General features: G+C 39.9%; 9 protein-coding genes. 5 read left to right on the top strand and 4 right to left on the bottom strand.

Features of this window, described 5'->3' with window-relative positions; translation table 11 throughout:
• Positions 1-3: 3 nt before the first annotated feature.
• From DQN58_RS03635 to rpmE, 4 genes are all read right to left on the bottom strand, one after another.
• Complete coding sequence (locus DQN58_RS03635; protein ID WP_006716746.1) at positions 4-681, bottom strand: glycosyltransferase family 25 protein; 678 nt, start codon at positions 679-681, stop codon at positions 4-6.
• Positions 682-1821, bottom strand: a complete 1140-nt coding sequence (locus DQN58_RS03640) for a glycosyltransferase family 4 protein (RefSeq protein ID WP_006716748.1) — start codon at positions 1819-1821, stop codon at positions 682-684. It lies immediately after the preceding gene.
• A gap of 29 nt (positions 1822-1850) precedes the next feature.
• Complete coding sequence (locus DQN58_RS03645; RefSeq protein WP_006716750.1) at positions 1851-3005, bottom strand: glycosyltransferase; 1155 nt, start codon at positions 3003-3005, stop codon at positions 1851-1853.
• A gap of 177 nt (positions 3006-3182) precedes the next feature.
• Positions 3183-3395 carry a 50S ribosomal protein L31 gene (gene rpmE / locus DQN58_RS03650; protein WP_006716752.1) on the bottom strand — a complete coding sequence of 71 codons (213 nt, stop codon included), beginning with the start codon at positions 3393-3395 and terminating at the stop codon, positions 3183-3185.
• Between the two features lie 225 nt (positions 3396-3620).
• On the opposite strand from rpmE, the gene priA reads away from it, so the two are divergent.
• The 5 genes from priA (at position 3621) to acrB (ending at position 11846) form a co-directional block, all read left to right on the top strand.
• On the top strand, positions 3621-5819 hold the full coding sequence (gene priA, locus DQN58_RS03655; protein WP_032997752.1) for a primosomal protein N': 2199 nt from the start codon (positions 3621-3623) through the stop codon (positions 5817-5819).
• 106 nt (positions 5820-5925) lie between these two features.
• Entirely contained in the window at positions 5926-6747 is an 822-nt protein-coding gene (gene ftsN / locus DQN58_RS03660) for a cell division protein FtsN (protein ID WP_006716758.1), read from the top strand.
• Positions 6748-6946: 199 nt separating this feature from the next.
• Positions 6947-7516, top strand: coding sequence for a TetR/AcrR family transcriptional regulator (locus DQN58_RS03665; protein ID WP_032997753.1), 570 nt, complete (start codon positions 6947-6949; stop codon positions 7514-7516).
• A 27-nt stretch (positions 7517-7543) separates the two neighbouring features.
• Positions 7544-8734, top strand: a complete 1191-nt coding sequence (gene acrA / locus DQN58_RS03670; RefSeq protein ID WP_006716763.1) for a multidrug efflux RND transporter periplasmic adaptor subunit AcrA — start codon at positions 7544-7546, stop codon at positions 8732-8734.
• A 13-nt stretch (positions 8735-8747) separates the two neighbouring features.
• A complete protein-coding gene (gene acrB / locus DQN58_RS03675) occupies positions 8748-11846 on the top strand; it encodes a multidrug efflux RND transporter permease subunit AcrB (protein WP_006716765.1) in 3099 nt (1032 codons plus the stop codon).
• The last annotated feature ends 100 nt before the right edge of the window (positions 11847-11946 follow it).

Here is an 11946-nt window from a genome sequence, read left to right on the forward strand (position 1 = left end):
CTACTATTTATATCTATTTTCAATACTATCTATTTCAGAATCTACATCCCCAAAGACGCATGCAGGCTCAATACCATAAGCATTAATATTTGTCAGTTGTAATAGACCGGTTAAAAAATCTGATGGCATTCTTATTGGATAAGCATATGATAATAATTTTTTTGCTCCTTCATAAGTAATTAAATAACCTGTTGTTCTAATAATACTTCTTTTAGATTTTTTGGATGGAGAACGATATTTGGCTAGTCTATAACGTTCAGGAAGTCTTTTCATGAAAGGATATACTTTGGCTTTTCCATGATCTAAGAAGAGTATCTCTTTTTTTGAGGAAACTTTATTTAGCGCGGCTGTTACTATTTCTTCAAAGTATAGAGATACAATTGCATCGTCTTCTAGAATAATAGCCTCTCTAATATTATTTTTCACAATGTGCTCGTAGAGCATGATATGGCTCATCGCACAACCAATTTCCCCTAGTGTTAGAGGCTTTTTAGCAGAAAAGTTTTGAGGATAGAATTGAAAATCAATTTGAGATAGTTGTTCTTTTGATAAGTCTTTACCATAGATAGCATCAAAAAACTCAAATTGTAGTCCTAATTTTGAAAGTCTATTCTTGATAATAGATCTTCTGGGAGAATTTACAAGGCTAATAATAAATATGAGAGGTAATTCATTTTTCATCTAATAATCCTTTATTGTTTCTAGGATAGTTTCTTTTATATCATGAATAAAACGATCAAGGTTATGCACCTCTTTTATATATTGAATAGCATTATTTGCTAGTTCCACTCTGCTAGATTCATTTTCAATTAGTTTTCTGATTCCATCAACGTATTTTTGTACATGTTCAAAACCATCTCCTAAAACTGTTCCAGTATAGACACCAAATTTTTCTGTTAGATTTTCAGGGTTCTGATTACTAACTAATAGTGTTCCGTATGATAAAGCTTCTAGAAATGATATAGGTAATGCCTCATGAATAGATGTGTTTACAAGAATTTTGGCATCTTTTAAAAACTGCTCTTTTTCATTACCATCTACGTGTCCTACAAAGTGTAAATTAGGGATATCTTTATATCGGCTAATAATTTCGGAATTTCGCTCAGCATCATAAAATGTTTGTCCTAGCATATAAAATTCGTATTCAGGACAATTTTTAGCTATTTCACAAAATAACCACCCTCTTTTTACTGATTCAATACGTCCTAGGAATATAATCATATTTTTCTTTGGGTAAGTATTTACATCGTATGCATTATCTATCTCTATAGGATTAGGTAGATATTTTATATCAATATTTTTGTCTAGGTTATAAAGTTCTTTAGCTTTATTATTTAAAAAATATCCTTGAGAAATGAATCTTATTCTACCTTGTGTATACCATTCATGAATTCGATTATATAAGTTTTGATCATAGTAACAAGGTTCTGGAAATAATTTTACTGTGTTAATTTCATCCCAATCATGCTTAGGTCTTGGATCTTGTATCCAAAATATGAGTTTTTTGTTTATATCGGGATCATAAAGGAACGGTAAATCAAATGTAACCTCAATACTTAGATAGACATCATAATTTTGTTTTTTTAACCAACGCGAGGTAAAGAATTTTTTCTTAGGTAATTCAAAAACATGAACCCCATCAATAATATGCTTTCTAGCAAATAATCCAAAATTTTTTGATGTTGTCTTTAATAAAATATCTACCTGTATGTCTTCATCTTGAAGATATTTAGCTACTAATCGTCTTGCTAAAAAACCATAGCCACCATAACCGGTTCCTAGTGCACCAAAATATTCATTAATAAGTAGTCCAACTTTCATTTTTTTCATTTTTTTCTCCAGGATATTCTTTATATTAAAGAATATAGAAATTTTATTAAATTTTCTCTTGTTCTATTTTCAGAAAATATATGAATATGTTCTTTAATCTCTCCTCTTATTTTTTCTAAGAGCTCTTTTGAACTTGATATCTCATATGTTTTACTGATGAATAAGTCAAAATTATTTAAAGGTATTAATCCTCCACATTTACCATTATTAAGTATTTCTCTAGGGCCTGTAGGGCAATCTATTGCTATGACAGGAACATTTAGAAATAGACTCTCTAGAAGAACAGTAGGTAATCCTTCTCGTTCTGAAGTATGTAAGAATAGTTTGGCATTCTTAATATAAGGGTAAGGATTTTTTATTTCTCCTAATAATAAACAACGATCTTCTAAATTAAGTTTTTTTATAAGTTTACTTAGATTTTCTTTTTCTTCTCCATCACCTAAAATATATAGATTTTCTTCTATACCTAATTTAACTAATTTAGAATATATATTTATAAGATCTTCATGTCTTTTTATCTTATCTAGTCTGGCAACTTGTATAAAATAAGGATTTTTTAGATGAGTTAAAATAGGTTGCTTAGATTTTAATATCACCTCATCTTCTCCGATCGGATTATATAATGTAAGTATATTGTCTTTTAAGCCAGATCTTAATGATAAAGATTTAGCCATATCTTCACAAATAGCAATTACATAATCATATTTTCGTAAGTATGAAATTTCTTTAATTACTTCTTTTGATTTATCTTCTTTTAAAGCTAAGTGTTGCCATCTGATAGTTGGAGATTGAATTTTGTTAAATGGTAAATATTGATCAAAGTGATTGCTAAAATTTATGATGATGTCATATTTATTTTTTATTATGCTATTTATTCGATTTCTATAATCGAATTTTTCTTTAATTCTTACAATTTTATATCTAAATTTAGATATTATATTTTTATTTCTATTTTTATATAGAAAGTTTATCCTTTTAGTATTTTCATTATTAAATAAGAATATAGTAGTTATATTTTTAGGTATTTCTTTTTTAAATGGAGAGTCTGAGTGATCATATGCTAAAATAAGATCTATCTTGATTTCTTTTTCATTGCTAAGTAACTTGAGATAATTAATAAGGATTTTTTCTATTCCGCCCATTACAAGCCATTTGTGTAGAATTAATATTCTCATATTTATCTTTCTTTGATAGTTTAAGTTAGTATGAAGCTAATTACTAAGCTAGATTAATTTTTTATGAGTGGATAGACTGTTTTTATTTGTAGTATCCATGATATGTTTGGTTCGCATTCTATCCCTTATCCTAATAAAACAAAACCCCGCGTGTTGCGGGGTTTTGAAAGACACAGATTACTTCGTACCTGGAATTTTGAAACGGCTGTTAAAGCGTTCAACACGACCGCCGGTATCAACAACACGTTGTTTACCTGTATAGAATGGGTGGCATTTACCGCACACATCAAGGTTGATGTCTTTGCCTAAGGTAGAACGAGTTTTGATCACGTTACCGCAAGAACAAGTTGCAGTAATTTCTTTATATTCAGGATGAATACCTTGTTTCATAGAAAACCTCAAATTTGAAGCCATGCCGCTATCAAGCCAATCGCAAAAGCAATCCCTGACACCGCATGAGATTAATATTACGCCATTTAAAATGGCACGCTTGTGTGTAAGGATGCGAATTTTACAGAAAAAGAAAATGACATTCAACCCATCCGCCACTAAATAGACAATAATCCCCCGAAATGCTATATTCCGAGTCCATTTTAGCTCACTGAATTTCCATTCATGCCATTTACCCGAATCGCACTTCCGGTGCCGTTACATCGCTATTTTGACTATACTCTTCCTGCTTCGATGAAGGTTGTTGTTGGGGGGCGGGTGCTTGTGCCCTTTGGGACGCAGAAGCAGGTTGGCGTTGTGGTAGATGTTGTGGAGCAGACGGAAGTGCCTGAAGGACAGTTGAAGCCGGTGTTGGCTTGTCTTGATGAAATTTCTTTGTTTTCAGTGGAAAGTTGGCAGTTCTTAAATTGGGCGGCAAATTATTATCATGCCCCTTTAGGAGAAGTGTTATCGCAAGCCTTGCCGGTGAAGTTGCGCCAAGGTGAAAGTGCGGTGGAAAAACAAAAAATTTTTTGGAAACCGACCGCACTTGGCGAGCAAGCATTGGCGCAAGGCTTGCTAAAACGCTCGAAAAAACAGCTTGAAGCGTTGCAGGCGGCAAAGGATGGGATGGAAAAAGGCAACAATCCCTTTGGCAGTGGCATTTGGTCGGCGTTGAAAGCCAAAGAATACATTACCGAAATCGCTCAAGAACCGGAAATTCAAACCTGGCAACAGCAATTAGTTGATAAACCTATCGTCAATAAAGCCGATCGATTAACACTTAACAAACAACAAGCGTTGGTGTTTAGCCAATTGAAATTTACTCAAGGCTTTACGGCATGGTTGTTGGATGGCGTGACAGGTTCCGGCAAAACAGAAATCTATCTACAATTTATTGAAGAGATTTTAAATCAAGGCAAACAAGTGTTGGTCTTGGTGCCGGAAATCGGGCTGACGCCACAAACGGTAAGCCGTTTCCAAGCCCGTTTTAATGTGGTGATTGATGTGTTGCATTCCAATTTAAATGACACGCAACGATTACACGTGTGGCAACGTGCGCGTAGCGGACAAAGTGCGGTCATTATTGGTACGCGATCAGCGTTGTTTACGCAATTTGCCGATTTAGGCGCGATTATTATCGATGAAGAACATGACGCTTCTTTTAAGCAGCAAGACGGTTGGCGTTATCATGCTCGCGATTTGGCGGTGGTGTATGCAAAACAACTCAATATTCCCGTTTTAATGGGGTCGGCAACGCCTTGTTTGGAAAGTCTGAATAATGTGCAACAGGGGAAATATCAGCGTTTATGCCTATCAGAAAAAGCCAATCAGTCCACCGCACTTCAACAACACGTCATTGATTTAAAACATCAGTCAATGCGCAATGGTTTATCGGAAATCCTGATAAAGCGCATGCAGGTGCATTTAGAAAAAGGCAATCAAGTCTTGTTATTTCTGAATCGACGCGGTTTTGCACCGGTGTTGCTGTGCCATGAATGCGGCTGGATGGCGGAATGTCGCCATTGCGATAAGCCTTATACGTATCATCAACAACACAATGTTTTGCGTTGTCATCATTGCAGTGCGCAAAAGCCGATTCCGCGCCAATGCGGCAATTGCGGTTCTACCCAATTAATCACTACGGGCTTAGGTACGGAACAGCTAGAAGATTCCTTAAAAGCAATTTTCCCAAATTACGGCATTGCCCGTATTGACCGTGACACGACGGCACGCAAAGGCAAATTGGAAGGTTATTTAGAAAATATTCAACAGGGTAAAAGCCAAATTCTTATCGGTACCCAAATGTTGGCAAAAGGACATCATTTCCCGAATGTTACCTTAGTGGCATTAGTCAATGTGGATAGTGCGTTATTTTCATTGGATTTCCGTGCGGAAGAACGGCTAGCTCAACTTTATATGCAGGTAGCGGGGCGTGCGGGGCGCGGTGCGCAACAAGGCGAAGTGCTTTTACAAACCCATTATCCGGAACATCCTTTGTTACAAAGTCTGTTACAACAAGGTTACAACCAATTTGCACACAATGCCCTTGCCTTGCGTAAAGCGATGGGATTACCACCTTTCAGTTCGCAAGCTTTGTTCAAAGCGCAAAGTCGCCATACTGAAGACGCAGAGCATTTGTTGGCGCAGTTTGCAGAGTATTTACAGCAAGTGAAACGAGATATTGCCCCAGAATTAGAAATATTAGGTCCAATGCCCGCGCCATTCAGTAAAAAAGCAGGACAATATCGTTGGCAGTTATTATTGCAGCATCCTTCTCGTGCAACTTTGCATCAGGTCTTGACGGCATTTGGGCGTGACCAAAGCGATCAAGCAACAAAAGTGCGGTGGATTTTAGATGTGGATCCGTTGGATTTAAGCTAGTTTCGGCTTTTTTGTAGTCAATAAAGTAATTTTTCAGTAGAATTAGCGGAATTTTTTATTGTCATATCGTTAATTATTATTTTAGTTAGATTAAACAGGTTTTATCGTGGCTCAACGTGATTACGCTGCCCGTAGTGGCGCAAAGAAAAAGAAGAAACAGCGCAAAAGTAATAAGTCGGTGTTGTTCATGCTTGCCATCATGATTGTGGCGGCATTTGCATTCGGATTGTATTTGTTGAAGGAAAAAGCACCAGAAAACATGATGCAACCACAAGAAACCGTCGAAAAAACACAACCGAAAAGTGTTTTACCGAATCGTCCGGAAGAAGTGTGGAGTTATATCAAAGCATTAGAAACTCGCACGGTGCCGATTGATGATAATCCAAAATCCTTGGATAAAAATATGCGTTTAACAGAAGAACAGCGCAAGATTTTGGCTGCGATGGAAGAAGAGCAAAAACAAGCTGAATTGGCAAAAACGAAAGCGGCAGAAGCGCAACAAACTGCACAAGCCGCTACGCAACAACCGGTTCAAGCGGCTACTACACAAGCAACGCAACAGCCTCAAGCACAATCGAAGCCGCAACCTCAGGTTGTAGAAGCGAAGAAAGCGACTGCACCAAAAGAAGAGAAAAAAACTGAGCAAACAGTGAAGGCTGAACCTCAGAAAAAAATGGAGGCCGCTCAACAAACAGCGACAAGCAGTAGTGGTGAGCGTAAATACGGTTTACAGTGTGGTGCTTTTAAAAATAAAGCACAGGCAGAAGGTTTGCAGGCGCGTTTAAGCTTACTCGGATTGCCGGCGAGAGTGAAAGAAAGCGCGGATTGGAATCGAGTTGTGGTTGGTCCGGCAGGGGATCGCAACGCCGCAGTGAAGATGCAGGAAAAAGCTAAGAGCGTAATTAACTGTGTTGTGATTGCCATGTAATGAATGAAACAACAAAAAAGTGCGGTGATTTTTCACCGCACTTTTTTATTTTTAACTTGCCAAAAAACAAAAAATCAATAAAATGAACGAACGTTCATTCAGTGGTAATGTATTGACTGTATGTAACCTACCCCATGTGTGAGGTGAAAATATTTTTCACCGCACTTCTTAACGATTTACTCAATGTTTACGAATGACTATGAATCAATCTGAAATGGATATGATTGAGCGGATTTTTTCTGCAACAGACAATTTGATGGCGGTGGAAGGCTTGCCGAATTTGTCCATGCACAAAATCGCAAAGGCAGCGAAAATTTCGCCGGGGACCATTTATATTTATTTTAAAAATAAAGAAGAATTGTTGGCCCAATTCGCTCGTCATATTTTCCTCTCATTTCAACGTGCGATGGAAAAAGAGCACGATGAAACGCAATCTTTTTCCGAGCAGTACCGAAAAATGTGGTGGAATATTTGGACGTTTTTGCAAAGTGATCCGACGATCATGAGTAATATGCACCAATATGAATCTTTACCGGGATTTACTGATATTTGTCGGGAATGGGAGCAAGATAGCCTGTGGCATAAGTTTTGTAATAAAGCAAAAGAGGCGGGCGAAGTGGCAGATTTGCCAACCCATATTTTATTTGCCATCTTGTTGGAAAGCGCGATTAATATCGCCTTCAAATGCCAACATTTTATCAAAGAAGTTTCAACAGAAATGCTGGAGTCTGTGATTGAACGGACTTGGCGGGCTGTTAAAAATCAATAATCACTCAAGAGATATTACGGAGTTTGTATGACCGAAACCATCAAACCAAAGCGTTCGCATGCCTTTTTGCTAAAAATGACTTTGGGTATTTTTGTCCTCATTTTCATCGCAATGATTGTGATGAATTATATGAAATCAAAAAGCATTGCTGAGTATCTTGCTAATCAAGGTGAAAGGGCTGTTCCGGTAACGGCAATGACCATTTCTGCGCAGCAATGGACGCCGGTGATTGAGACCACCGGTTTGGTTCGTCCAAATCAAGGGGCGATGCTGAGTGCACAAAGTGCGGGGACGATTTCAAAAGTGTTAGTCACTAACGGACAAAGCGTGAAAAAAGGAGATTTGTTGGTGGAATTAGACAGTTCGGTGGAACGTGCAAGCTTGCAAGCGGCGGAAGCGCAAGTGATTTCTTTGCGTCAAACTTACCAACGCTATGCGAATTTGGCTAAGAGTGGCGGTGTTTCCCGTCAAGAATTGGATAATGCAAAAGCCGCCTACGATGCGCAAGCGGCTAACGTAGAATCCTTAAAAGCGACTATTGCACGTCGCCAAATTGTCGCCCCGTTTGATGGCAAAGCCGGCATCGTGAAAGTCAATGTGGGTCAGTATGTATCGAACGGCACAGAAATCGTACGTGTGGAAGATCGCAGTTCCATGAAAGTGGATTTCTCTATTGCACAGAATTTATTGGATCAATTGCGTATCGGTCAAAAAGTGACAGCTACGGCAGATGCGCGTTTAGGCGAAACTTTTGCTGCACGAGTTACGGCAATTGAGCCGGCAATTAATTCATCCACCGGTTTGATTGATGTGCAAGCGACCTTTGAGCCGGAAGATGGCGAAAAATTGTTATCCGGCATGTTCACCCGTTTAAATGTGGCATTGGCAACGGAATATGAGCAAATCGTGGTGCCGCAAGTGGCGGTGAGTTACAACATGTATGGCGAATCGCTTTATATTTTGACCGCACTTTCTGATGAGGAAAAAGAGAAATTTGCGAAACAGGGTGATGTAAACAAAATGTATCGTGCTAACCAAATCACCGTGTTTACAAAGGATCGCCAAGGTATCTATGCTCAGTTAAAAGGCGATGAAGTGAAAATCGGCGATAAAATTATTACCGGCGGTCAGCAAAATTTAAGTAACGGTGCGTTAGTGCTTGTGGCGGATAAAGAAGGCGTAGGCACCACACAACCGGCATCGAAAACCAATCTTTAATTAGGAAATACGAATGAAATTTACCGATATATTTATTCGTCGCCCGGTGCTTGCGGTTTCGATTAGTCTGTTAATCATTATTTTGGGATTACAGGCGATTTCCAAACTGGCGGTGCGTGAATATCCTAAAATGACAACCACGGTGATCACCGTGACAACAGCCTATCCCGGCGCAGATGCTAACTTGATTCAGGCGTTTGTGACCTCGAAAATTGAAGAAGCGGTCGCGCAGGCGGATAACGTGGACTATATGTCTTCTTCCAGTAGACCGAGCAGTTCTTCGATCACGGTGAAAATGAAATTAAATACCGACCCGAATGCGGCGCTTGCCGATGTGTTGGCGAAGGTGAATTCCGTGCGTTCAGAATTGCCAAGCGGGATTGAAGATCCGACGGTGACTTCTTCTACCGGTGGTTCGGGCATTATGTATATTAGTTTCCGTTCCAATAAGTTAGATGCAAGCCAGGTGACGGACTATATTCAACGTGTGGTAAAACCGCAGTTCTTTACCGTGGAAGGGGTGGCAAGCGTGGATATTTTCGGTGCATCTGAATATGCTCTGCGCATTTGGTTGGATCCGCAAAAAATGGCGGCACAAAACCTTTCTGCCACGCAAGTGATGTCTGCCTTATCGGCAAACAACGTGCAAACGGCTGCGGGTAACGACAACGGTTTTTACGTGGTGTACAAAAATAAAGTGGATACCACCACAAAATCCGTTGATGAGTTAAGCAAACTGATTGTGTATTCCAATGGCGATAAACTTGTCCGTTTACGCGATATTGCAGATATTGAATTGAATAAATCCAGCGATAATGCCCGTGCGGTAGCAAACGGTTCTGATTCCGTGGTGTTAGCAGTGAATCCGACATCTTCGGCAAACCCGTTAACCGTGGCGGAAAAAATTCTTCCATTGTATGAAAGCATCAAAAATAACTTACCGGACGCTATTCAAACAGACATTTTATATGACCGCACTGTTGCCATTAACAACTCCATTGAAGAAGTGGTAAAAACTATCATTGAAGCGACTCTCATCGTATTGGTGGTGATCACTATGTTTATTGGCTCCTTCCGTGCTATTTTGATTCCGGTTATTACCATTCCGATTTCCCTTATTGGGGTGATCATGATGCTACAAACCTTGGATTTCTCCATCAACTTGATGACATTGCTGGCTTTAATTTTAGCGATCGGTTTGGTGGTGGATGATGCCATTGTGGTGCTAGAAAACGTTGACCGTCATATTAAGCTCGGTGAAACGCCATTCCGTGCAGCGATTATCGGTACGCGTGAAATTGCGGTGCCGGTCATTTCCATGACGATTGCGTTGATTGCAGTATATTCCCCGATGGCGTTAATGGGTGGCATTACCGGAACATTGTTTAAAGAGTTCGCTTTAACCCTTGCCGGTGCGGTATTTATTTCCGGTATCGTGGCGTTGACGCTTTCTCCGATGATGACCAGTAAATTACTTAAAGATCATTCGGCACCAAGCAAGTTGGAAGAGCGTGTTAACCGCACTTTAACCAAAGTGAACAATGCTTACGCTTATGTCTTGGATTTGGTGATGGCAAATCGTAAATGTATGTTGGCATTTGCGGGCGTTATTTTTGCCACATTGCCGGTATTGTTTAATTCACTTTCCAGTGAACTTACACCGACAGAAGACAAAGGTGCATTCTTAGCCATCGGTTCTGCACCGTCTAACGTGAACGTCGATTATGTACAAGCGGCGATGGCACCGTATCAAAAAATCTTAACGGAGACGGATGAAGTACAATTTGCGATGACCATTTCCGGTGTGCCAAGCACCAACCAATCTTTGAACGTAGTGACGTTAAAAGACTGGAAAGATCGTTCCAGAAGTCAAGCAGAAGTGTTGCAAGAGTTAAACAATAAAGCCAAGACCATTCCGGAAGTATCTGTCAGTGGTTTTGCTTTCCCTGAAATTGAAACCGGGGAACAAGGACCACCAATCGGTTTCGTGATCAGCACTTCTCAAGACTATGCAGATTTGGCGAATGTGGCAGGCAAATTCTTGGAAGCGATGCAGAAATCCGGCAAGTTCGTTTACTCAAGCTTAGACTTGAAATTCGACACAGCACAAATGCACATCAAAATTGACCGTGAAAAAGCCGGTACTTACGGTATTACGATGAAACAAATCAGTGCAACGTTAGGCAGCTTCTTATCTGCCGCAACGGTTGAACGTGTGGATATTGACGGTCGTGCGTATAAAATTATTTCACAGGTGAAACGCGAAAAGCGTTTATCCCCACAAAGCTGGAATAACTATTATGTGTCGGCTGCGAATGGCGAATCAGTTCCGTTAAGCAGTTTGATCAGCGTGTCATTAGAACCACAACCAAGCTCTTTGCCGCGTTTCAGCCAGCTGAACTCAGCGGTGATCAGTGCGGTGCCGATGCCGGGTTCTTCCATTGGAGATGCGATTCAATGGCTTGAAGACAGTTCAAAAGAATTGTTACCACAAGGCTACAACTACGACTTCAAAGGCGAAGCCCGTCAGTTAGTACAAGAAGGTAATGCGTTAGCGGTCACATTCGTGTTGGCGGTCATTATTATTTTCTTGGTGTTGGCGATTCAGTTTGAGTCCATTCGTGACCCAATGGTGATCATGATTTCCGTACCGTTGGCGATCAGTGGGGCATTGCTTGCCTTGAACTTCTTTGGCTTCATTGGCACGGCAGGGGCAACGCTGAATATTTACTCTCAAGTCGGCTTAATTACGCTGGTCGGTTTGATCACCAAGCACGGTATCTTAATGTGTGAAGTGGCAAAAGAAGAGCAGTTGAACCACGGACGTTCCCGAATTGATGCGATTACGCATGCGGCAAAAGTACGTTTACGTCCAATTCTGATGACCACGGCGGCGATGATTGCCGGCTTGGTTCCATTGCTTTATGCGACCGGTGCCGGTGCAGTCTCCCGTTTCAGTATGGGGATTGTGATTGTTTCAGGCTTGGCGGTTGGTACGTTGTTTACCCTGTTCGTGTTGCCGGTGATTTATTCTTACGTGGCAAGTGAACATAAACCGCTTCCGGAATTTGATGAAAATATCAAACCGATTGAGGGTGAGATTAATCACTAATTTACATCACCTGTAAAACAAACCGCACTGTTGAGCAATCAAAGTGCGGTTTCTTTTTGCGTTAAATCTTGTATACGTTATATTTTAAAGCATATAGCAA

Origin of the sequence: Aggregatibacter segnis ATCC 33393 (assembly GCF_900476035.1) — a bacterium.
In the GTDB taxonomy this organism is placed as follows: Bacteria; Pseudomonadota; Gammaproteobacteria; order Enterobacterales; family Pasteurellaceae; genus Aggregatibacter; species Aggregatibacter segnis.

Bases quoted from the DNA above. Each gene is read 5' to 3' on its own strand.
- rpmE (WP_006716752.1), bottom strand. From the start codon at position 3,395: ATGAAACAAGGTATTCATCCTGAATATAAAGAAATTACTGCAACTTGT.
- DQN58_RS03640 (WP_006716748.1), bottom strand. From the start codon at position 1,821: ATGAAAGTTGGACTACTTATTAATGAATATTTTGGTGCACTAGGAACC.
- DQN58_RS03635 (WP_006716746.1), bottom strand. From the start codon at position 681: ATGAAAAATGAATTACCTCTCATATTTATTATTAGCCTTGTAAATTCT.
- DQN58_RS03645 (WP_006716750.1), bottom strand. From the start codon at position 3,005: ATGAGAATATTAATTCTACACAAATGGCTTGTAATGGGCGGAATAGAA.
- DQN58_RS03665 (WP_032997753.1), top strand. From the start codon at position 6,947: ATGAATCAATCTGAAATGGATATGATTGAGCGGATTTTTTCTGCAACA.
- acrB (WP_006716765.1), top strand. From the start codon at position 8,748: ATGAAATTTACCGATATATTTATTCGTCGCCCGGTGCTTGCGGTTTCG.
- priA (WP_032997752.1), top strand. From the start codon at position 3,621: ATGCCATTTACCCGAATCGCACTTCCGGTGCCGTTACATCGCTATTTT.
- acrA (WP_006716763.1), top strand. From the start codon at position 7,544: ATGACCGAAACCATCAAACCAAAGCGTTCGCATGCCTTTTTGCTAAAA.